Below are 21,874 nucleotides of genomic sequence, written 5' to 3'. Positions count from 1 at the left end.
AGTAGGGAGTAGGGAGTAGGGAGTAGGGAGTAGGGAGTAGGGAGTAGGGAGTAGGGAGTAGGGAGTAGGGAGTAGGGAGTAGGGAGTAGGGAGTAGGGAGTAGGGAGTAGGGAGTAGGGAGTAGGGAAATAGGGTTGCATTTATAAAAATGAAAAATTTAAACTAGAAACTTGATATTAATTAACCATTAACTATTAATCATTAAAATTAACCATTGACGAATGACTAATGAGCAACTCTACCATCAGCAGGAGGAGCTTCCCCTAGACATGGTAAATTCTCAACCAAAACTCCGGGTTTCTTGGCAGGGTATTTTCTCCCTGGTGATGTTCTTTTATATGTACCTACCCCTGCTGGTACTGACGTTTTATAGCTTCAATGACTCTAAATACAGTGCCCAGTGGCAGGGATTCACCTTTAAGTGGTACCTAAAACTATGGGAGGACGAGAGTGTAAGGACCGCACTATTCAATAGTCTCACGGTAGCGCTAGTGGCAGTAGGGATTTCTGCGGTATTGGGTACCATGATGGCAGTCGGTTTAGCCCGTTACCAGTTTCCAGGGAAACGCTTGTATAGAGGGATCTCCTACTTACCCCTGATTATCCCAGATATTGCGATCGCAGTCGCAACTCTCATCTTTTTGGCAGTTATGGCTATTCCTCTGAGTCTGTGGACTATCATAGCAGCTCATATAGTTTTCTGTTTGGCCTATATTGCCATTGTTGTTTCCTCCCGTATCACCCAGCTTGACCCTCACCTAGAAGAAGCAGCCCTTGATTTAGGAGCAACCCCCTTACAAGCTTTTATAAAAATATTACTACCGGAATTGATGCCAGGGATTATTGCCGGTTGTTTATTGTCTTTTGTCCTAAGTATGGATGATTTTCTGATTTCTAGTTTTACAGCTGGGACTGGTGCAACTACCTTACCTATGGAAATCTTTAGCCGCATCCGCACTGGTGTTAAACCAGATATAAATGCCCTTAGTGTTTTGCTAATCCTGGTATCAGGTGCAGTTGCTTTTATAGCTGAATGGCTCCGTTATCGGAGTGTGGAAAATCGGTAATAATGGGGAATCGGGAATCGGGAATCGGGAATCGGGAATTTATCACTGATACAAGATAACTTTATACTATTACATGCCTTAGTTATGCAACCCAAAAAGTTATATTCATCCTTGATAATTCATCCTTGATTTCAATTTATATAACCTTTATTCCAATTCAGTAGTAAGTTGTTCGATCCGATGATCATTACTTAAGTAGGGAGAGGTAGTTTGAGCGATTCTGAATAGTTGAGTGGCGATTAATTGTTGTTTTTCACCCCAAAGTGTCTTGACTGAACGCAACTGATCTTGTTTGAGCCAATTAAAGCAAAAGTGAGCATAACGGATTGAGGAACGAATTCCCCGTGCTGTTCTAGGATATAAATCCCACAGAGGCATGATATATTGGGGTTGGTATTTCAAACCAACAGATAAGCACCAATCCTGCCATTTAAATGCCAAGATACTTGGATTAGTGCAGATGGGAATCCAGGGAATTCGTAGGGCATCGGCTACAATTGCTCCATGCATGGCTTCTGTTAGTAAGATTTTGGTTTGGCTGATGGCAGATAATACTTGCTCGACAGGCAAACGAGGGTCAATATACTTAAAGCCGATTTGTTCACAGATTTGATGCCAGGCTTGACCGCCATATCTGGCAGATTTAGCATGGGGCATAACGGCAAATTGATGGATTTTTTCAGTGGTTGGATGGAAGAGTCGTCTGACTAGCACTGCTCCATCGGTAACGGCTAATTGAGGGGAAATGTCTAAGGCTTTGGCGGAGAGGGGTCCTCTAACACAGTAAATTGTCCAGGAATCTTGGAGTTTTGGTAACTTTTCATAACCGACTCCGCTACTAAAAATTATGATTCGGCGAGCATTGGGTAAACGCTTGGGTAGTAAATTATTTAGGAGGGTACCGATTCCAACAAAGGCAGTACTTTCGTCGTCATCTAGTAAGTTAGGGATTAACTGTTGCCATAGCCAAGGGTTTAGATCATCGCCAAAGTTATTGAGACCACCGGGGAATCGTTTCGGTGAGTATTGGTAGTAGAATAGTTTCATTATTGTTTGTTATTCCCTAATATGTCGCATTTTACTTCGGTAGAGCCACTAAAGGTTTATGTTCCGGCCTTGACTAGCTGGTCAACAGTTAGTTTTAATTCTGGGAAAGTTGGTGATTCAATAGAATCACAACCCGTAAATATTTGGCCTTCTTTATATTCATTATCAGCTAACTCGTATATCCAAACTGTAGGAATTTTAGGAGACCCAATGTATCGGGTTCCTCCTAGGGCTTTATAGTCAACAATCCAGTATTCTGGAATACAAAATTTTTCGTATTCAGCTAGTTTGGTTAGATAGTCATCTTGCCAGTTGGTACTAACGACTTCCACGATTAACTTAGCTGATTTACCGATTGAAATACTTGACTTGTCTTGATGCAGTCGCTCATGGGGGGGACCCCCAAGACCGCGCTGCATCGCTTTTTGCCAGTATGGGTCTTCCACGACAGTTTGTTTATCCAAGACAATGATATCTGGTAAATAACCTTCCCCCTGTTGATAGGGTTTGACAAGACAAGTTCGAGGAATAAAGTAAGGTAGTGAAAGTCTCTCTATTTCGACATCAATTTTTCTGGCAATGAGAGCTGCTACTTGTTCGTGTAAACCGGTGGGACGCATCGCTAAAATTCTACCCTGGCGAAGTTCATAGTTTCCTCCATCCTCTGGGTACTGTTCTAAGAATTCGTCAAACGTTAATAGTTTTGATACTGCTTGAACCATAGTTATGAATGGTTAATAAGTACTATTGGGTTAGTATCTAGTTTAAGTATAGCGTTTTACAATGATAGGTCAAACTATTTGTTGTTAAAAAAGCGCTGCATCCCTACTCCCTGCTCCCTAATCGCTACTCCCTACTCCCTAAAAACCACCGGTGTAAGTACCTAACCGAATTGACAACTGCTATATAATAAGGATACCAAACTCATTTCCAAAAATCCATTTACCATCGACTTTTATCTGGAATTATTGCTAGCCAATAAAACTCTTGTTAGTTTATCTTTAACTCGATTTCCCTGAAAGCCAATATAACCCTGTCCCAAGGTAATCTGTTGAGACCAATTAGATTGATTGCACCAATTATCATAGGCAGGTAATGCAATAGTTTCTAAGAAATAACGCCACTTCTTCGTAGTACTTGAAGGGGTGATCGCTTTGGCACGAATTCTACCATTTTTAACCATAGCGCTACGTAAATTTGGCTCTTCTTTCAACCGCTTAAGGGCTGAAATTAACGCGCTAGGGGTAGCCACTTCCAGATAGTCTAGTGGGCTATAGCGTTCTACTTGATAAGCAGCTTCACATCCGAGAATAGCAGGAACCCCTGCTAGCCAAGCATTGTAGAGTTTGGTAGCTGGTTTGGTCAGGTAATTGCGGTGGAAGCAGCCTGTGTGACACTCAAAGCTACGCACAGCCACAATAGCATCAATCTGACTGTAGTCATGCCAGCGATTGTCTAGGTTGCTATAGTCATGCCAATGATTGCGATTGATTACTGGTTGCCAAGATAACCCCAGTGCTTGGAGTTGTTGTTGCCAGGAGGGAGGCTTTAATTCTAGCGCTAGATTATTGTCATGACCAAAGAAGGCGATGCTTTCAAAGCGATCGCATCGTGCTGGATGGCGCTGAATTAACCCTGGCTGAGTCCAGTGGGGTAGGTAGTAACTATTGCGCAGATGCATTGTTTCCAGAGGATTTTGTACCACATGGAGTTGAGCATAGGGATAGGGTATTTGTTCAGCTTTAATACAAATCAGCAATAACTTTGGTCCTGGCTTGAGCTGGTCTTTGTGAGCTCGTAAGCAATTGCGGTGGATCAGAACAATCCCCTCTGTGGGCAATTCTGCTACTAGTTCGCAAGGGAAACCATCGGCTTTCAGGCGCAGATAGGTTTGTAAAGTCCAGGCATAGATACCAATCCCAAAGCCTTTCCAGTTCTCATCGGCACTTTTGGGCATGGTGTCCGGCCAGAAACCCTGAGGAATGTAGAAGTAAATTGGGGGTAATTTATCGGTCATTGAATCCTGGATAAAGAAGTAATATCAAATCAATCTCCAATTTGGTTAACTAATTAATATATCCCTTATAAGGGAATTGGTAATTGGGTAAAAGGTAATGGGTAATTAGTAGTTGATGATTAGGCATTACGGATTACCCTGACCCAAAAATCCAGGGACTATTTGATAAGTGATTAATGGAACTTGATCTCAACTTGGCATTTATCTTGTGATAAAAAAAGCTGAATTATACCATATCATCTTTTGGAAAAAATTACCCGTTCGGGTACTGCGAACCTAAGAATCTGTATGAGACAATATGGCACAGCTAAGCAAAAGTGTAAGGATGGTGCCTCTATCGAGATATTGGGAAATTTTAAGACTTGATCCTGCTAGTGTTGGGTGTGGTTACAAAAAACTGTTACTACCGCTAGCATGGGAGTTTTTTCAACAGAAGTGTCTAGAATTAGATGCTTCAGAAACGCGATTGACCGTTCGCGGCAGCGTCGGGCAAAGTCCTAGAGGTGCGCATTTGTCGGTGGAGCAGCATCGGGACATTCAAACCTCCCTATACGCCTGGTTTCACCCTGAGGCGTCTGGGTCACCCATAAGTCGTGCTAGAGCAGGACTTTGTCTTCGTTGCTATGTCTCTTACCCAATCCTGAAAGCTTGCAAGAAACTGGCTAGTTTATATAGCGCTAGCAATCACTTCACCTATCGGGATTTGCTGCCATTTGTGCTTGATGATGATGGAAAAGTGCTAATCATCTTAGATCAGGATGGTATAACTCAACTTATCCTGAATGGCGATAGGGAAACCAAAAAAACCGATTACCAATTTTTTACCGTTGAAGTATTACGAAAATATAATCTGAATTCCCCATCCAAGTCTAGGTTAGATGATTGGGTCTACTATCAAACCAAACAAAATCCCAAACTCAAAGACTTCTTATCGGAGCGGGGACTTTGTTTTCTCAGTGACTGGGCGCTGCTGAATCGAGCTAGACCGACACAATTTGAACAACTCTTGCCACGCGATCGCAATATTCTAGAAGCCTTTCATGGGGTCTACCGTCGGGACAGACGCCAACAGCCAGGAAAAAAAGCTAGACGTTGTCCCGATCCCACCCAGGCTCAACTTGAAGAAATGAGCCACCTCTTGCAGGAAAAATCGGTAATTGTCAACTCTCTAGTACAGCTGAGGGATGAACTCAAACATCTAGCCAGAGTGCTAAGGCGATATGACATATGGATTCGCAGCGGATTTCCGCCATCGGAATCCCTAGAGGTGTCGGATTCGGATACTGGACGGAACCGAGAGTTACCAGACCAAAATTTCACCAACACTTTAGATGCGATCGCACGACAAGAATTACAGCAATTCTGTAGTCAGCAACTCATAGCCTGTTTGGATTTGGGGATAGAGCAAGGGCTAACTGACCGTATTACCAAGCTAGAGCGCAGTCGAAGTTATGCCCGTTTTGCATCAAAGGTTATATCAGGTCTTGAACTGATCTACTGTCACGGTAAATCTCAAGCCGAGATTGCCTCTATTTTAGGAATGACCAATCAGTCCCAAGTGAGCCGGGTGCTAAATCCAAAGGATCTGCTCAATCGGGTGCGGTTTTGGACAATAGACAAACTTTTCCACATTATCTCCCATGCAGCACATCAGTTTAATCTGGCAAATATGTCTAGGGATCCAGACTATTTCAGAAACCTGATGGAACACCTAGAAGCTTTCGTGGATGCTGAAGTCTTCCAAGAAGCAGCTGCAGAAATCATGACAGGGAAAAAGTGTTCTACTAATAGCCTATATACCCAGCGACTATGCCGCTACCTTGAGAAAGCGAAGCAGGAAAATCATGACTAGTTATTCTGTTAATTCCACCGACCTCAGGCTTGTGCAACCAGAATGTATTTGGTTAGAGTCCGAACAGTTTGAGCAAGCAGTACAAATGAGTAATCAAGTCATCTCAGAAGCACGCCAATGGCAAACCTATCTGAATGGACTAGCATTACTTAGTTTTACACAATGGTTAGAGGAAAAGTTAGCTAATATTTTGATTTCTGAGAATTGTTGTTCTTTACGACAACCTAAATACGCTAATGTGATTGAAGCGGTATGTAATCTTATAGTAGGCGAATTTAAGCTTTGTTTAATTACCAGTGAGAGTTTAATTGATGAAGTAGTAACTGTACCGATAGCCGCCATTGATTTACCAGAATTTGCTGCTCATTTCTATGTTGTGATTGAAGTGCAAGAAGAGCTAGAAACTGCTATTATTCGAGGCTTTATCCGTTACGACGAACTGGTTAATTATCGACAAGTTTGTAATTTACATCCTGAAGTTGATTGGAACTATAGTTTACCTCTGTCATTGTTTGATTCTGAGCCAAATCACCTACTATTTTATTTACGTTTCTTGGATTCCGCTGTCATTAAGCTACCAGTAATTTCCCCTAATTACCTCCCTAGGCTATCTGTTAACCAACCTGACTTGGAAACATTAGAAACATTATTAGAACGCCTACAATATCCTGAGCAAACTCTTTGGCAAACGTTAACTTGGGAGCAAGGGCTGACTATACTCCAAAGTCCTGAATTACTGGATTTATTATATCAATGGCAACTAACTCCACAGAGAACAACGTCCCTTTCGATTCGGATTACAGAAGTATTTACTATCCTAACTCAAAAGGCTATCAATACACAACAATGGTTGGAGGGTAAATTAGATGAATTTGCCCAAGGTTTAGGATTGTTTATCCCTCAAACCATTACTGGTAATTTATCGGTATTTCGGTCAATTGATAAATTCGAGAATGTGATTAACGAGCTTAGATATCAAGGAATGGACATTCCTCCCGAACCAGGTCGATCCTATCAGGACATTGATTTAGGTGAAATTGCTTTACGACTATGTGCGGTAACCTGGGCGATTGACTCTCCAATTCCTCCACCAAAATGGTCATTGCTGGTAATTTTAGGAACCCAGCTGGGTACTCCTTTACCTGATGGATTCAAGCTACAAGTTAGCAATCTAAGGTCTATTATACATGAGCCTGTATCAGGGCTTGATGATCCATTTCTGTTTGCCCGTGTGGAAGGACGCTCAGATGAAAAATTTGTTGTGACCATTATCCCACCGGATAGCTCAGCACAGACCTTATCTCCTTATGCATTCCAGCCTAGTTAAACAGGATTTTAAGTTATTTATTAAAAAGGGAGTAGTACATTCATAAAATGTGACAGGTAAAAATAGTAAATATATCCGAGGATTATTTTGGGTAATGACTACGGTTTTTGAAATAAAAATTTGGTATAAAACAGATGATAATTCTTGTTTCTTTTTGCTGCTATGGGATGATAGGAGAAGGCAGCTATCTGCCAGCCTGAACTATTGCAAGGAAATACAAAGATGTTATCAACGGTGGCGACAGCGCTACACTAGGTTTTACGAATTCCCGTCAGTGAAACCTATAGGAGATAGTGGCAGAATTAATCCTGGTTCAGGTGACCGATGTTATGATTTGATGGAGGCAGAAAGAGAGTTCCTCAATGCTTTCCAGCGTTGGTTAGGAGAAGGAAACGTTCGTAAGATTCAACAGCGGATTCGAGACGAATTGACTCGTGTTGCTCAAGTGATATCGGAAGAAGGCAAGGGGATTGGTACTCACCCCAGTGTTGATATTTTCGTAGCTTGTGACTCTATAGAAATGGAACGGTTACCATGGGAAACTTGGGAACTTGCTCCTGAAGGCACACCCCTGGGGAGGGTTCGCATTTTCAGAAGCGCTATGGATAATCCGGATCCCATTGCTTGTACTAAGCCCCTGACAGCTTGCGGTGCGACCCCGGGCTTTTTTAAAGCGCTAGGAAACGCGCACCGTAGAAAAACCCGTATTCTAGCTATCTTCGGAGATGATCCCAGACTACCGTTGCAGGACGATTGGAAAGCTGTGCGATCGCTTAAGTCTATTGCTGAGGTCGAGCGAGTAACCTGGCAACCCCATGAAAACCATGTCGATATCAAAACTAAAATTGCTAATGCTATCTGTGATCAACGAGGCTGGGATGTGCTGTTCTTTGCTGGACATAGCGATGAAACCACAACCACAGGAGGAAGACTTGCGATCGCTCCGAATATATCCCTGTCGATTAGTGAACTCGAAGAAAAATTAACTCAAGCTAGGGAAAATCAATTGCAGCTGGCCATTTTCAACTCCTGCAGTGGTCTGAGCATTGCTAACTCTCTGATTAAACTTGGGTTACAGGTAATAGTGATGCGGGAACCCATTCGCAATGATGTGGCTCAGAGTTTTCTCCAGCAGTTCTGTAAGCCCCTAGCTGACCATAGAGATGTTTACGATGCACTACTCGAAGCCTGTCAACATCTTCAATCCGTAGAAAAATTTGCCTATCCCTCTGCCTATCTGCTTCCCTCTTTATTTAATCCTCCCGGTTTGATTCCCTATCGCATTGAGCGGTTTGATTGGAAGAAAATGCTGCAGCAGTGGTTACCGACAAGACCAGAAGCGATCGCATTGGGAACAGTTTTACTGCTGAGCGTCATCCCAGCTATTCAAGTCGAATTATTGTTCGACATCCGAGCGTTTGTTCAAGCTGTCTATCGTAATTTGACGAATCAATTACCAAAGCATACCTTAGCGCCTGTTTTGTTAGTTGCTATCGATCAGGAATCTCTAGATCAAGCTGATGAAGCAATAGAAAGCACACAAGGTAAGTTGATTGATTCCGAATACTTAGCCAAGTTGGTAAGACACCTATACGCCTTGAATGCTCAAGTAATCGGCATTTACTACAGTCGGCATATCTACCAACCTAGATACGAAAACCTTGATCAAGCGATTCGCTCTGCTGTGGAAAAGCAGAATACTTGGTTTGTGCTAGCAACAGATAAACAAGATAAAGTCGCTAGTCGCAAATGGAGTTTAGAAGGATACATAGACTTTGAGCCTTGGACTATTGAACAGCCTCTAGATCCCACCTGTATCGACGAGTCATGTCCGTTTGCCTATCAGCTAGCAGTAGCTCATCTGCTCAATCACCAGTCATCTTCAGATAGTTTACCCCAGCCAACATTAAACAGTACAGTAGATTTTCAGTCCCAAGTCAGTGATTATCTAAAGCCAGGAAAGACTCACAATCAAGGGCTGATTCCTTTCAATCAATCTGCTCCTCCTTTTGGACTAGCTTCCATTATTGACTTTTCTATTCCTCCTAGACAAGTCTACAAATCTATTACAGCTAAGGAACTTCTCAATTTTCCTGTGCCTAATCCAGAACTCCAACAGCATGTGATGCAGCAAGTTGTTATCATCACCCATGGTGACTACAATGACACCGAAGATGACTTTTACTTTCCGTCAGTTGCTGGCTATTGGTGCCATTACTATCAACCTGTTGAACAGGATCTAAAGCAGTGCCTCGAAGTATTAACTAGAGGAGAAGTATTTGCTTATATGGTTCACCATATAATCCGGCAGCATCGGGTAGTTTGGATTCCTGATCATTGGGTTATTTTTCTAGGGGCATTCCTAGGAAAATGGACTACTATTATCCTGGTAAAAAAAACCTTACTACAGCGACATGAACAGGTATTAACCTTGGGAAGTATAACAGGAATATACGGATTATTTGTATTGCAGGTTTATATCTCAGCATTAGTATTGATTCCGTGGTTTTTACCGTCAATACTAGTTTGGTTTTACTATAGTTTCGCTCTCCAAAAATATTCTTTAAGGTAGGAGTGATTTTGAATAAGATCTATTCCATGACGGGTGCATCTCATTTTTGCTGTTTGACACCGTGGTGCGTTACGGGCAGCAACATAACCCTGGCTACGAGGCGGAAAATGAGGCCCCCCTAACGCACCCTACGCAACTTTTTTACAAATATGAGATGCACCCTTCCATGACTAAGCTAATCTCAAAACTTACGAATACTAATACCCAAGTGCCAATGACTCAAACAGAAAAACATCCACGAAAAAGACAAAAAAGACCATGGTGGAAGAAGCCCTTAGATAATTCGATTTTTCAAAACATCGTTAACTCGACAGGGAATGAATTCGAACAGGAAGATAGCTTAACATTAAAGTTATTCATGATTGTCATTATCCTTCTGAGTCTTTTTATACTACCTTTTCTAACTCAGTTTCTAGATTTTAAATGAATGACACTAGTGCTGAGCTAAGCATATGCGCTACGCGCACGCTACGCGAACAGCTATCAGCTATCAGCTATCAGCTATCAGCTATCAGCTATCAGCTATCAGCTATCAGCTATTAGCTTATGGGTTAGGTCCGATGCGTCGTTCGCACAGCGTGGCCATTCGCGTAGCGTGGCCAAAGGCCAAGGCCAAAGCCTGTCCCACAAGGCTGACCACTGACCGCTGACCACTGAACGCTGACCACTGAACGCTGACCACTGACCGCTGACCGCTGACTGCTGTTGGCGTAGCCTGCGCGTAGCGCATATGCTTACAACTCAACACTGACCCACTCTTGTGAACTAGTGATACCAGAACTCGATAAGCTACTGCATAAGCTCAAAGCCGCTACACCTATGGATTGTAGTAGGAACCTGTAGTAGGGACTTGTAGTAGGTACCTGTAGTAGGGACCTGCTCTGTTGCAGATTCGTAACGTTCACATAGGTCTAGAGGATGAATACTCAGGCAAGACAGTTTAACGGTGTTCTCTTACAAGGGGTAGTAGAAGGATTAATGGATGGTGTCTTGATTCTGAACGCTCAGGGAGAGTTAGTTCATAGCAATTGCTATGGTCGCTTTATTTGTGCTCAACTGGCAGTGGATAGGTCAAAATCTAACGTTGTTCCCAAAGAAATCAGGCGTGTTTGCCAAGCTGTGCTCGATAGCTGTGAGTTATATCCAAATCAGTCAATAATTATCGAGTCTGAAATTATTACTGATCCCTCAACATCTTTTCGGATTCGAGCCGTTAAGCTCACCTTAGACTCCTTTGAAAATCCCTGCATTTTAGTAACACTAGAAAATCACGATCAATATGCTGAGAGTTTTGCGATCGCAGAGGTGAATAAATATGACTTGACTCCTCGTGAGGCCGAAGTTTGGTTACTGCGTCGTGCTGATTACAGCTATCAGGAGATTGCTGATGAATTGCTCATTACTCTCAACACGGTTAAGAAGCACTTGAAAAATATTTATGCTAAAATTAAGTTTTACCAATTTAAACAGGAATTTTTAGAGGCCAATTAAATTAGTTAGTTATATAGCAAAGGGAGTAGGGAGTAGGGAGTAGGGAGTAGGGAGTAGGGAGTAGGGAGTAGGGAGTAGGGAGTAGGGAGTAGGGAGTAGGGAGTAAAAAAATGTTTGTAATTATACCCAATTATCGAAAACTACTTCTTCGCTCTCGCCACAGTACCCACACTAACCCCTCTCCCCACACTCTGTTTCCTGTTCCCTATTCCCTGTTCCCTATTCCCTATTCCCTATTCCCTATTCATACATGCCAGCATTTTGCCTTATTATTTATTACTGATTCCAAAAATCCAATGATAAAATGGACTAAACAAGCTATTCACAAAAAGTTCCAGTTCGCAAGCTGCTACTAAATCTGTCTTGAGGTGTTGGCGATATCTAATCAGGTGAAGGATAGTCTTGCCCAAATCATGGATTAGGTAAACTAGAATCATGATAGGCTTTTGCCAATGTTGAAAGCGCAACATGCGAGTGGGATACCGACTTAACCCAACACCTCGAAATAATTTCAATAAATAGTCTTTTTCCAAACGCCATTTTGGGATTTGATGCTCAATACACATTTGAGGGTTATGCCAAATTTCCCAACCCGCTTTTTGAATATACGATAAGGTTTCTATATCTTCTCCTTTAGCAGATAGGGATGTCGCACATACCCCCTTGAGCCAAGGCTGTTCAGGAACATTATTTAACCAGGCTCGCTTACGAATCACTAACCCCGCACCGACAGGAAATAACCCTTGACGATGCTGATAACAAAATGGCTCTTCACCTCGTTCTATGATAGCAATAAAACAAGCAATTCGCTGAAAGTTTTCCGGTGGTTTAACTTCATAGTTTCCATAAATTTGACTACCATAAGCACCAGCTTTTGGATGGGAATGACCAAAATTATAGGCAGCACTAACCCAATCAGGAGTAGGGATATTATCATCATCTAAAAAACCGACATAGTCACCTTTAGACTCCTGGATAGCACGGCGTCGAGCAAATGCTATCCCCTGTTTTGGTTCAAAGTAATATCGAATAGGATAAGCTCCTGGATAGGATTGATATTCCTCAACAATTTTGCTGGTATTATCAGTACTATTATTATCAATAATCAGAATTTCCCAAGCAAAATGGTCGGTTTTAATTTGATACAGTAATCGCTTTAAAACCTTAGGTAGACGAGTTTCGCCGTTATAGGTACAGATAGCAACTGTGAAATCAATCATGGGTAGTCAACCATTAGAGTCCCTTTTGAATTAAGAATGTAGAATTAAGAATTAAGAATTAATAATTCTACATTCTGCCTTCTACATTCTGCCTTCTGACAGACAACCTACCCTACACCAAACGCCAAGGGCGAACAACATTTTTGAATTAAGAATGTAGAATGCAGAATTAAGAATTAAGAATTCTACATTCTGCCTTCTGACAGACAACCTACCCTACACCAAACGCCAAGGGCGAACAACCGTCAACCGTTAACCTTCAACCTTCAACCGTTAACCTTCAACCTTCAACCTTACACCTTCAACCTTACACCTTCAACCTTACACCTTCAACGGCTCTGCCTTAACCAATCAATACAAAAGTCGTAGCAGCATTATCGATCAGGGTTTCAGCCTGGACATGATTCAGGATTGCCAAGGTTTCATCACCGGAGCTAATCACAGCGTTGTTGCCTTCCTGAGTAACAGATAACTGACCAATGGTTAACCCGTCTGCTAAACCGATCAAGTCTTCACCGACTTGGAAATCTCCAATCTTATCAGTTCCTTCACCAGCTGCCAAGATGAAGGTATCACTACCATCACTAGAGTCATTATCACCAAATAGGGTATCATTGCCAAGACCGCCTCGCAGTAGGTCATCCCCAGCATCACCCCAGATTTGGTCATCACCTTTCTGACCAAACAGGGAATCATTACCGGCTTTTCCACCAATGCGATCGCTTCCAGCACCCCCGTAAATTACATCATCCCCTCCAAGGGTATTGTTAGAGGAACGGCTGTTGAAGTCACCTCGTAATATATCATCTCCATTACCCCCAAAGATAGTATCATTACCTAAGCCACCAGCAACTAGATCATTTCCAGCTCCAGCAATGATTGTCTCATCAGCTTCGGTGCCAACTAGTTCGTCATCTGATGGAGTTCCCGGACCGGGGTTGACTGAAAAGACAGTAATGGTTTTACTGTCTTCTTGAGCCACTACCAGCAGGGGTTCACCATTGGGGCTGTCTTCTACAGGAATAAATGTTAGCCCCTCAGGCTCACGGTCTACTGGATCATCTGGATTGCCACCATTATCATTGGGCAGATATTGGACAAATTCAGGAGCCGTGGGATTAGTGACATCCTAGACAATCACGCCGCCTATTCGTTCGAGACCGATAAACGTGTAAGTGCGATCATTAATGACCCCGGTGACAATTCCTTCCGGTTCTGGTCCTTGATTGTCACTGCGGTCGTCAAAAGTATCAGGAGTGCCGCTAGAATTAAATAGTTCAGGAACTTGCTGAGCTGTAATTCGTTCAAAGTCATCACCACTATCAAACACTAGGTTGCCAAACTCATCCCAAATTGAGAAGGAGCGCCCACCGTAGGAGAATAGCTGGTCAAAATCACCATCATTATCCAAATCCCCATCAATGGTAGATATTCTCAAACGACCCAGTTGAGACTCTGGTTGTAGGGTTTCAGCATCGGGAAAGGCCTCTGGGTCGAGGGTCAAGTTTGCAATCCGTTCCTCTTCATCCCTGATATCCCCTTCATTGGCAGTGACGTAGTAGGTTTGACCGTTTGCCTCAAAGGATGCGATCGCATCTGGTTGGTATAGACCGAAAACGGGCCAATTCTGGATGTTGATGCCATCATCCTCATTACTAGCATCCAAGGCATTGTTCTCACCCAGGTCGATCAGACCTAATACCACAGGAGTTGGATTGGGGTTCAGAGGAACCGAGCCATCCACCGGAATCTGCTGATCGAGTACTCCAAAGTCATTGTCATTGAGTACAGCCAGTTTGCCATCATCCAGTAGCGCTAGACCTTCTGGTTTATCACCAGCGAGATACCCAATCGAAGGTAGGTTTGTCACCTTAATTTTATTGACCGCCTGAATCCCAAGAGCATCTAGGTCATCTGCACTCAACTGCTCCAGAGTAGAGCCAGTGGGTAGTGTGGGGGCATCCGGAGCAAGCAAATTAGTGGCTGCTGTCAGGTCTATTTGGAAGATGAACTTCTTCGCTGTATCACCAACTGCGGAATCTCGCTCAATGACAAATAATTTTCCATCCTCAGCGTATACCGCATCACCAATCTTATCTACTCGTCCTCCACTACGTAAAGCAGGGTCTTCGAGCAAGTAAACATACTCGGCAACGGCATTACCTGTGGTAGTATCAATTCCGAGAATGCGAATCACATCAGAGCTATCAGAGGTAGCACGGTCTGGATTCTGTAAAGGAGTTTGAATAAAGGCGTAGAGGATATTATCGTCTGGATCCAGAGCTACGGCCTCAAAGCCACGGTTACGGCGGCGATTGGCGTACTCCTCAGGTAAGGACTCAGTGCCAAAGGTTCCCACTGCTGCACCAGCCAAGGCAGCTGTGCCTTGGGGAACAAAGCGGTCAATCAGAACACCATGGGCATCAAAGTGGTAGATAGCTGGACGGTACTCATCCACCATCCAGAAGGTGCCATCAGCAGCGATTACTACCCCTTCCAGGTCAGCACCAAACTCATCTAAGGGCAGCAAATTGCCAGATAAGTCTACTGGTTCTTCATCCACCCCGGCAATATTGGGTAGTCCTGTGATTGGTGTGGTGCTATCTTGACGGGTCAAGAAAATGGTTTCGGTAATGGTGATCTCGCCAGAGCTGGGATTTAACTCAAAGCGGATCACCCGAGCTTGGTAATCCGGTAAGGCAAAGGGTCGTTCCTTACTCCCATCTCCATCCACATCAGTGGGTTTGCCATGGGGTCCCCGGTCAGGAACCGTGACAAACTTCAAGTTGCCAGTTGCTGCATCCGTCCCTTCGTAGAATAAGCCAGACAGTCCGCCCAGTTTAATCTCTTGACCCCCTTCGGTAGTACCAAGTACAGGCAAGTCATTGAACTCAAATAGCTCTAGGGTGGGCTGACCTTGGCTGTGGTCTTTCACACCCAGAGGCACGATATCCACCACTGTAGCGGACTCCAGGTCTACCACCCCAAAGGCATTGTTTTCCTGGAGGTTGACAAAGGCTGTAGTACCATCGCTTGAGACAGCAATGAACTCTGGTTCCACATCCTGAGCAACAGTCTTGTCTGGGAAAATACGTACACCCTTTGCCCGGAATTCCGCTTCACGACCATTGAAGGCGCTGAAGTCTGCTGTGGCGACATTGTCTTGGGTTAAAGTTGCTATCCCACCGGACACATCAATAATACTGATCGATCCTTCAGGATCAATGCCATCATCCGCTTCTCCTTCATTAGCAACCAGTATTTTGGTGCCATCAGGGGTAAAGGTGAGCATATCGGGTAGGGGCCCCGCTTGCACTACCTTCAGGGCATTGGGGTCAGCCGGATTGTTCTTATAAGCAGCAATATCTATAATTGCTACCTTACCTGGATCAGTAGAGGTGCTAGCTTCTAACGCTAGCGCCAGTAAACCATTGCTATAGGCTACGCTATTTGCTCCGTCAATGTCAGGTATCAAAGAAGCAATATCAATGGGTGGTATTACCTCAGTTGGATTGGTGGGATCACTGAGGTCTAGCACTTGCACCTCAGTTCCACCAGATACTACAAATAACTCTTGAGATATGGGGTCGTAGGCGGTAATTTCAGCCCCCATCTCACTAGAAAAGCTGCCAATTTTCTTTAATATATCTGCCACAAATTTATCCTAGATAGTAGATGGCGAGTACCCAGTTCAGCTATTAGCTATCAACTTATTGAAAGTTTTATAGCAATAATTATGTACTCACAACCCTTAGCAAAATTTATAAATTTTCCTTGATACCAAATAATTAAACTGATTTTTATTCGCTTAATTATTTGGTATTGTGGTCTTAGTTGCTCAATTAAATAGGTAGTTTTTTAGCGTTACCACTAAGGTTTTTTAGTGTTGAATTTCATTTTGGTTAATGGTTTAGAATCAACCGCTAAACCCCAGCCTATTACGTTAATTTTATACCTACTTAGTTAGGGGTTGCGTCTCAACTCTACAGCTAGTGTTGACAATTAACTTTTAACCTTGAGATAGTGTGGCGATGGCTGAATAACGCAAATTATCATAAAAGCAAGCTAGGCTTGTAACTAACCTGATGATAGTTATCACCTTGATTCCAGGGGAGTATGAGCATGTAACTTTATAATTCAGCCAAATTAATACAGACTTTATTTATTTAGTTACCCATAACTTTTATCTGGATTTCAATGGACTCTAGCTAGGCTGATATTCAATTCATTATCAAGTAGATTTGATCCTTTACCCGATGTCATTGCAATCACTAGTTCAGCAACAGCGACTTAAGGTTTTATTGAATTTTACTGTCTTGGATTTGATACTCTCCGATTAGCAAACTAAATCCAAATCCTTTGTCTTTGATCTAAGCAACTGGGCTATAGATGCCCACTAGCTAAGCACCGTTTTCATAAATGACCAAAGGTATGTGGGTAGCCTTAACCTCTAAGTCGATCCTATTGGTCAGACTAATTAAGCCATAGCTTATTTTTGGTTTTAAATAAAACTATACTATAAAAGATGCTACTATAGTAACCTTTACAGAATCTTACAGAATTTGGCCTGTTTGTTACCTCAGGTTTACTTAAAATTTACATGAGTAGCTACAGATTTGGGCTTGAATTCACAATCGGGTAGGTGTAGGGTCTTACCCTCTAGGGCGAAGCTCTTCACACTCCCGACTCCAATTTCTAATACTAAGCTGTCACACATTTAAATTGTGATGTGAATCGGGAATCGGGAATCGGGAATCGGGAATCGGGAATCGGGAACAGGTAACTTCGGCTCAGGGAACAGGTAAACAATCATCTGTACCTCATTACTATGAGAACCGCTATAAGCAAAATTAGCTAAAAACTAACTAAAACTCATTAGTTATGATCCCAATTTACCTATTCCAGGTTACCTATTATTAAGTAGTTTGATAAAGAAACAGCGAATCTGGGAAGTGAGGGAGTTATGATGTCTCGATTATTACCCTTAATACAAATCTCCCCATCTCCCGACTACCTATTCCCCTACTTCCTAATTTGAGAATTGCTATAAGATAACCAAATCCCTTTCAGCAAGGGTTGTTACTCCTAACACTACTGCTAGGGTTTCATCTCCAACATTGATTAGAGAATTATTACTATCGGAGGTGATAGACACATCACCAAAGCTTAAACCATTGCCTAAACCAATTAAGTCAGTGCCCAGCTCGAAGTCTGTAATCGTGTCAGTACCTTCCCCAATCTCTAGGACAAAGGTATCACTGCCACTACCATTAGAAAAGTTATCTCCAGTCAGAGTATCATTACCGAGACCACCACTTAATAGGTCATCCCCAGCATCACCCCAGAGTTGATCATCTCCGAAGCCACCATAGAGGGAGTCATTACCAGATTTCCCGCCAATGCGATCGCTTCCTGAACCACCATAGATAATATCATCACCACCAGCGTTACCACCTGGGGCCTTGCTATTGCTATCTCCCCGTAGGATATCATCGCCATTGCCACCAAATATGATATCATTACCCAATCCCCCAGCAATGGTATCATTTCCATCAAAGCCATTGATCAGATCAGCATCAATAGTTCCAATCAACTCGTCAGCCCCTTGAGTACCGTTAATCTCGGAGGTAGTTTCTACTATTGCTGTCGGAGATTGAATATTATCGAGGTCTAGCCCAAATGCTAGGAATTGGGTAATCTGGCTGTCATTGAAATTGTTATCGCTAGCAACAATTAGGGATTGTCTGCCATCAGGTAAGGTTGGACAAGCCTTGGTCATCGAAGAATGTAGGATGCTTGGTTTCACGATAGATACCGATTTTTTTGCCAGTTTCGGCTTCTACCTGCTGGAGTAGTTCGATAACCTCTTTGAAAGTGGGAATTTCAAACTGACCATCAAACTCATCGCTACGGAAGTCAAGAGGTTGAACAGCACGCAGTTGCTTGATTTCTGCTAAGGTGAAATCTTCAGCAAAGTAACCAGTAATTTCTTCACCATCGAGAAATTTGGTAGACTTGCGGTCTTCACCAAATACGTCAGCTACGTTAGTGGTATCATCTAGCAACGGTTCGTGACGAGCAATCAAGACACCGTCTTTGGTGATGACTAGGTCAGGCTCAATGAAATCAGCCCCTTGTTCAATGGCAAGAGCGTAAGCTTCTAAGGTATGCTCTGGACGATCACCGCTAGCACCCCGGTGTCCAATCACTAGAGGAGGATCACCATCAAGGGTATTGAACTTTAAATCTGGGTTTTGAGGCGATCGCACAAATTCCCCTGTGGTATTTCCGGGGATATTGGGAGTAGAAATAGGGGCTTCGAGCAGTTTACCAGTGCTATCGAAGTGAAGTATAAACGGACCGAATTCGTCACCAATCCAGATATCGCCTTTAGCATCAATCACAAAAGACTCGATATCAAAATTAGCCCCGGTCAGAAAGCGATCGCTACTGTCTTCGTTGACAATCTTGAAAGGAATCTTGCCATCAGGGTCAGACAGTTGAACAAAGCCTTCAATCTCAACACTACCATCTCCATCCTCTGCACCCTTGAAATCAGGGTTAACTTGATAGAGTCTGAGCAAATAATCAGCACTATTCTGTTGGGCTCCAAAACCGTTATCTGATAGGAACCAAAAAGAGCCACCCCCACTAGGAGCAAACTGAACACCACTAAAGCCTTGAACAGGTTGTCCATCAAACGGACCGGTGCGACCATTGGCAGAAATCGGTTCACCCCTGCCATTGTCTGCACCAGACTGGGGTCCTTCTGCAAAGGTATCAGCTGGTAAAGATGCAAATCCTTTTAATTTCATAAAATCCTGGAATCAACGAGACTAAAACTCTCGAATTTAGCGTTTTTATATCTATAGACTTAGAAGCACAGAAACTAGCTAAATTGTGTCAGCATTTCAGCTTTCAGCTATCACATAGTACGTAATTGTTGCCAACCTGAAATCGCCTTGGCCTAGGTTTACGTGATGATTGAAACTGGCTGACCTCCCTTAGTAAGGGTTTCATTTCCAGGTTAAATTTTGATTGTAATTATATAAACATAATTATAAGGTTTGGTTAAAGCTTGTTTTTGAAGTCGCTGTAAATTTTTAGTGTAATTTTATCTGAGTAGGGTATAAAGATTTTGTAAAGTTAACCTAGATTTAATTTTAACTTAATTTTTTTAGTTTTTTATTAACCTTGAGGCTAGAGATTTTTTATATAATCCCTGACTAAGTAAGGTGTCGGCCAAGAATTTTGTTATCAAGGATTTTAACAATTAGTTTTTAGCAAAGGGAGTAGGAAATAGGGAACAGCGGATCTGGAAATAATTATTTTTGATTTTTTTTAAGTAAGTATTCAGCCGTTGGCCACGCAACTTGGTATTAGCATTAAATTGTGAAAATGCAATAGTTTTTGATAACACTTTTATCTCACTCCTCTCACTAATCCCACTAATCCCAGTTGCCCCTACTGCTTGAGATTGTGACAATGCAATAGTTTTTTAGCACTCCCACACCTCCCACGTTAACCACATTTTTAGCTCTTTTCACACTTACCACACTTACCACACCTACCACAAGCCCTGAAATAGCGACAGTGCAATAGTTTTTCCAAATCTTTGCATTTTTGGGAAAATAGTGTTAAGATAATAATATCGTAAAAGCAATGGTTTACTACCCATGATGATTTCCACTGCACAAGCCGCTGAATTACTCGGTGTTTCTGCCACTCGCGTCCGTTACCTTCTGGGCAAAGGCAGAGTTAAAGGCGCTTATAAGGTGGGTAGAACTTGGGTGATTCCCTTGTTTGATGGTATGCCGGTGGTCACTCCTGGCACTCGCGGACCAAAACGGAACTGGTCAAAGCGTACAGAGTACACTAAGGCTGTGATTCATGTTAACCAGAAAGTGATTCGCCAAAATCTCAAGACCGGGGAGCGTAATCCTGTGATTACGGTGAAGCGAGGCTCTAAAAATGTTTACGGTCATACGGTAGAAGTCAATGGCCCCTGTCGGGTAATGTATCGTCCAGATGATCCCCTCAAGTGTGGAGCACGGGTGTGGATTGAGACGATTTCTGATTTTGAAGTGATTTCAGCGTGATGGGATGGGATGTGAATGCGATCGCTTTTAGCGGAAGCTTCGCTTCATCGCATAGCGTGACCTACTGTCAATCGCATTGAACCAGTCAATGTTTTGCGATCGCTTTTAGCGGAAGCTTCGCTTCATCGCATAGCGTGGCAGTAAGCCAATCCCATAGCGTGACCTATGGTCAATGGCATCAAACCACCCAGCTAGAAGTACTGGTCAACTAGGTCTGTACTCTCGGTTTCGGGCAAAGACCAGACTATCTCGATTGCTGTCTTCTGCGACATTGGCAGCAGTCCCCTATTGCCTATTGCCTATTGCCTATTGCCTATTGCCTTTTACCTTTTTCCTCAAACAAAGAATTAACTTAGCATAAAAATTGAGTAGTGTAAAACACTGTTTTGTGCGAGTTTACCGCCATTTCATAAATTTTTGGAGATATTTCTGGCTTTCTTAGTCAAATATCCTGATTTAATTTAGATCTAGCGAAGAGTATAGTAGTCAACCATTACTCTTCTCTTTGTCATGAAAGGAAAAATTTTAAATTACCTTGTTATTATTGGAGTAAGCATTATTCTCCTGCTCGGTATAGTTACAACAGCTGTTGCTCAGGATAATTCAAACTCTGATAATGATAATAAATGTTCAAAATACAATGTACGCCTACATTATAATAGAAATCCAAATGATACTGACGTTATCGCTAAACTGAGCCCATGTATTAAGGTAACTAAGATAGGAACTTTTAAGAATAATCCCAAATTTGCAAAAATTCAACTAGATAAGCGTTATGATTTTTTGATTCGTGAAAAATTATTAAAATGCTCAGACTCAGATGGTTCTGTTCAAGATCAAGCAGTTAAAGAAGAAAATATTCTTAAATATCCTCAAAATTGTGAAATTCGTCAATAAAAAAATACAAAAATTTTTTTTATCTACCATGATCAATCCAAAAATTTCTTACATCGTCTTCTAAAATCATGATCATCATAGTATGTATCAGTAGCATCTGGTTCACCTTGATCAACTCTTTTAATTATATCATTACAATACAGGGATTCTTTCTCTAAATAAGCCACACGCAGCAAAGCCGAAATCACCACAACAGCGATAACTATAACAAGTTTTGATAGGATTTTCATAGGTAAGCTAAATGTTATCAAACTATCTGCTTGCGGACTTGCCTGTATCCCCTCT

Annotated in this window: 21 protein-coding genes; 9 read left to right on the top strand and 12 right to left on the bottom strand. The window is 42.4% G+C overall.

Features of this window, described 5'->3' with window-relative positions; genetic code table 11:
• Positions 1-221: 221 nt before the first annotated feature.
• Positions 222-1,067, top strand: coding sequence for an ABC transporter permease (locus tag F6K51_RS28555; RefSeq protein WP_293026479.1), 846 nt, complete (start codon positions 222-224; stop codon positions 1,065-1,067).
• Between the two features lie 147 nt (positions 1,068-1,214).
• Here F6K51_RS28555 and F6K51_RS28550 read toward each other — a convergent pair whose 3' ends face one another.
• Both F6K51_RS28550 and F6K51_RS28545 read right to left on the bottom strand, forming a co-directional pair.
• Positions 1,215-2,114: a polysaccharide pyruvyl transferase family protein gene (locus tag F6K51_RS28550; RefSeq protein ID WP_293026477.1), complete on the bottom strand. Its 900-nt coding sequence runs from the start codon at positions 2,112-2,114 to the stop codon at positions 1,215-1,217.
• Positions 2,115-2,170: 56 nt separating this feature from the next.
• Positions 2,171-2,836, bottom strand: a complete 666-nt coding sequence (locus F6K51_RS28545; RefSeq protein ID WP_293026475.1) for a Uma2 family endonuclease — start codon at positions 2,834-2,836, stop codon at positions 2,171-2,173.
• Here F6K51_RS28545 and F6K51_RS28540 point away from each other — a divergent pair.
• Positions 2,828-3,001, top strand: a complete 174-nt coding sequence (locus tag F6K51_RS28540) for a hypothetical protein (protein WP_293026473.1) — start codon at positions 2,828-2,830, stop codon at positions 2,999-3,001. The two genes, F6K51_RS28545 and F6K51_RS28540, sit on opposite strands and share 9 nt — an antisense overlap.
• A gap of 68 nt (positions 3,002-3,069) precedes the next feature.
• Here F6K51_RS28540 and F6K51_RS28535 read toward each other — a convergent pair whose 3' ends face one another.
• Positions 3,070-4,131 (bottom strand): hypothetical protein, encoded by a 1,062-nt coding sequence (locus F6K51_RS28535; protein WP_293026471.1) that lies wholly within the window; start codon positions 4,129-4,131, stop codon positions 3,070-3,072.
• Between the two features lie 298 nt (positions 4,132-4,429).
• Between F6K51_RS28535 and F6K51_RS28530 the strand changes: the two genes are divergently transcribed.
• The 3 genes from F6K51_RS28530 (at position 4,430) to F6K51_RS28520 (ending at position 9,882) form a co-directional block, all read left to right on the top strand.
• Entirely contained in the window at positions 4,430-5,983 is a 1,554-nt protein-coding gene (locus F6K51_RS28530; protein WP_293026469.1) for a hypothetical protein, read from the top strand.
• The gene (locus F6K51_RS28525; RefSeq protein WP_293026467.1) at positions 5,976-7,310 is read left to right on the top strand and encodes a DUF1822 family protein; all 1,335 of its coding nucleotides are present in this window, start codon (positions 5,976-5,978) and stop codon (positions 7,308-7,310) included. The genes F6K51_RS28530 and F6K51_RS28525 overlap by 8 nt, the downstream gene beginning before the upstream one ends.
• 94 nt (positions 7,311-7,404) lie before the next feature.
• Positions 7,405-9,882 carry a CHAT domain-containing protein gene (locus tag F6K51_RS28520; RefSeq protein WP_293026465.1) on the top strand — a complete coding sequence of 826 codons (2,478 nt, stop codon included), beginning with the start codon at positions 7,405-7,407 and terminating at the stop codon, positions 9,880-9,882.
• A 544-nt stretch (positions 9,883-10,426) separates the two neighbouring features.
• Here F6K51_RS28520 and F6K51_RS28515 read toward each other — a convergent pair.
• On the bottom strand, positions 10,427-10,612 hold the full coding sequence (locus tag F6K51_RS28515) for a hypothetical protein (protein ID WP_293026463.1): 186 nt from the start codon (positions 10,610-10,612) through the stop codon (positions 10,427-10,429).
• 188 nt (positions 10,613-10,800) lie between these two features.
• Between F6K51_RS28515 and F6K51_RS28510 the strand changes: the two genes are divergently transcribed.
• On the top strand, positions 10,801-11,373 hold the full coding sequence (locus F6K51_RS28510; protein ID WP_293026461.1) for a helix-turn-helix transcriptional regulator: 573 nt from the start codon (positions 10,801-10,803) through the stop codon (positions 11,371-11,373).
• 1 nt (position 11,374) lies between these two features.
• Here the strand turns inward: F6K51_RS28510 and F6K51_RS28505 are convergent, their stop codons facing one another.
• From F6K51_RS28505 to F6K51_RS28480, 7 genes are all read right to left on the bottom strand, one after another.
• Positions 11,375-11,503 carry a hypothetical protein gene (locus F6K51_RS28505; protein WP_293026459.1) on the bottom strand — a complete coding sequence of 43 codons (129 nt, stop codon included), beginning with the start codon at positions 11,501-11,503 and terminating at the stop codon, positions 11,375-11,377.
• A gap of 139 nt (positions 11,504-11,642) precedes the next feature.
• Positions 11,643-12,593, bottom strand: coding sequence for a hormogonium polysaccharide biosynthesis glycosyltransferase HpsE (gene hpsE, locus F6K51_RS28500; protein ID WP_293026457.1), 951 nt, complete (start codon positions 12,591-12,593; stop codon positions 11,643-11,645).
• Positions 12,594-12,936: 343 nt separating this feature from the next.
• Positions 12,937-13,575, bottom strand: coding sequence for a calcium-binding protein (locus tag F6K51_RS38655; protein WP_365940308.1), 639 nt, complete (start codon positions 13,573-13,575; stop codon positions 12,937-12,939).
• 147 nt (positions 13,576-13,722) lie between these two features.
• Positions 13,723-16,248 carry an esterase-like activity of phytase family protein gene (locus tag F6K51_RS28495; RefSeq protein WP_365940307.1) on the bottom strand — a complete coding sequence of 842 codons (2,526 nt, stop codon included), beginning with the start codon at positions 16,246-16,248 and terminating at the stop codon, positions 13,723-13,725.
• Between the two features lie 1,389 nt (positions 16,249-17,637).
• The gene (locus F6K51_RS28490) at positions 17,638-18,372 is read right to left on the bottom strand and encodes a calcium-binding protein (RefSeq protein WP_293026455.1); all 735 of its coding nucleotides are present in this window, start codon (positions 18,370-18,372) and stop codon (positions 17,638-17,640) included.
• Positions 18,344-19,408 carry a glycerophosphodiester phosphodiesterase family protein gene (locus F6K51_RS28485; protein ID WP_293026453.1) on the bottom strand — a complete coding sequence of 355 codons (1,065 nt, stop codon included), beginning with the start codon at positions 19,406-19,408 and terminating at the stop codon, positions 18,344-18,346. Before F6K51_RS28485 ends, F6K51_RS28490 begins: the two co-directional genes overlap by 29 nt.
• 458 nt (positions 19,409-19,866) lie before the next feature.
• Positions 19,867-20,079: a hypothetical protein gene (locus F6K51_RS28480; RefSeq protein ID WP_293026451.1), complete on the bottom strand. Its 213-nt coding sequence runs from the start codon at positions 20,077-20,079 to the stop codon at positions 19,867-19,869.
• A 190-nt stretch (positions 20,080-20,269) separates the two neighbouring features.
• Between F6K51_RS28480 and F6K51_RS28475 the strand changes: the two genes are divergently transcribed.
• The 3 genes from F6K51_RS28475 (at position 20,270) to F6K51_RS28465 (ending at position 21,589) form a co-directional block, all read left to right on the top strand.
• Positions 20,270-20,692, top strand: coding sequence for a helix-turn-helix domain-containing protein (locus F6K51_RS28475; protein WP_044492023.1), 423 nt, complete (start codon positions 20,270-20,272; stop codon positions 20,690-20,692).
• A gap of 172 nt (positions 20,693-20,864) precedes the next feature.
• Positions 20,865-21,053, top strand: a complete 189-nt coding sequence (locus F6K51_RS28470) for a hypothetical protein (protein WP_293026448.1) — start codon at positions 20,865-20,867, stop codon at positions 21,051-21,053.
• A 149-nt stretch (positions 21,054-21,202) separates the two neighbouring features.
• On the top strand, positions 21,203-21,589 hold the full coding sequence (locus F6K51_RS28465) for a hypothetical protein (RefSeq protein WP_293026446.1): 387 nt from the start codon (positions 21,203-21,205) through the stop codon (positions 21,587-21,589).
• A 32-nt stretch (positions 21,590-21,621) separates the two neighbouring features.
• Here the strand turns inward: F6K51_RS28465 and F6K51_RS28460 are convergent.
• Positions 21,622-21,874: hypothetical protein (locus F6K51_RS28460; protein WP_293026444.1), on the bottom strand; the 253-nt coding region annotated here is incomplete at its 5' end.

The organism is Moorena sp. SIO3I8 (assembly GCF_010692325.1).
GTDB lineage: Bacteria > Cyanobacteriota > Cyanobacteriia > Cyanobacteriales > Coleofasciculaceae > Moorena.
The sequence above is the reverse complement of the archived record's forward strand: the minus strand, read 5'-3'. Positions and strand labels throughout refer to the sequence as shown.

Excerpts from the sequence above, each read along its gene's own strand:
- F6K51_RS28485 (WP_293026453.1), bottom strand. The coding sequence starts at position 19,408 with ATGAAATTAAAAGGATTTGCATCTTTACCAGCTGATACCTTTGCAGAA.
- F6K51_RS28525 (WP_293026467.1), top strand. The coding sequence starts at position 5,976 with ATGACTAGTTATTCTGTTAATTCCACCGACCTCAGGCTTGTGCAACCA.
- F6K51_RS28490 (WP_293026455.1), bottom strand. The coding sequence starts at position 18,372 with ATGACCAAGGCTTGTCCAACCTTACCTGATGGCAGACAATCCCTAATT.
- F6K51_RS28470 (WP_293026448.1), top strand. The coding sequence starts at position 20,865 with ATGGCATCAAACCACCCAGCTAGAAGTACTGGTCAACTAGGTCTGTAC.
- F6K51_RS28465 (WP_293026446.1), top strand. The coding sequence starts at position 21,203 with ATGAAAGGAAAAATTTTAAATTACCTTGTTATTATTGGAGTAAGCATT.
- F6K51_RS28545 (WP_293026475.1), bottom strand. The coding sequence starts at position 2,836 with ATGGTTCAAGCAGTATCAAAACTATTAACGTTTGACGAATTCTTAGAA.
- F6K51_RS28555 (WP_293026479.1), top strand. The coding sequence starts at position 222 with ATGACTAATGAGCAACTCTACCATCAGCAGGAGGAGCTTCCCCTAGAC.
- F6K51_RS28530 (WP_293026469.1), top strand. The coding sequence starts at position 4,430 with ATGGCACAGCTAAGCAAAAGTGTAAGGATGGTGCCTCTATCGAGATAT.
- F6K51_RS28510 (WP_293026461.1), top strand. The coding sequence starts at position 10,801 with ATGAATACTCAGGCAAGACAGTTTAACGGTGTTCTCTTACAAGGGGTA.
- hpsE (WP_293026457.1), bottom strand. The coding sequence starts at position 12,593 with ATGATTGATTTCACAGTTGCTATCTGTACCTATAACGGCGAAACTCGT.
- F6K51_RS28520 (WP_293026465.1), top strand. The coding sequence starts at position 7,405 with ATGACTACGGTTTTTGAAATAAAAATTTGGTATAAAACAGATGATAAT.
- F6K51_RS28475 (WP_044492023.1), top strand. The coding sequence starts at position 20,270 with ATGATGATTTCCACTGCACAAGCCGCTGAATTACTCGGTGTTTCTGCC.
- F6K51_RS28550 (WP_293026477.1), bottom strand. The coding sequence starts at position 2,114 with ATGAAACTATTCTACTACCAATACTCACCGAAACGATTCCCCGGTGGT.
- F6K51_RS28535 (WP_293026471.1), bottom strand. The coding sequence starts at position 4,131 with ATGACCGATAAATTACCCCCAATTTACTTCTACATTCCTCAGGGTTTC.
- F6K51_RS28515 (WP_293026463.1), bottom strand. The coding sequence starts at position 10,612 with ATGCGCTACGCGCAGGCTACGCCAACAGCAGTCAGCGGTCAGCGGTCA.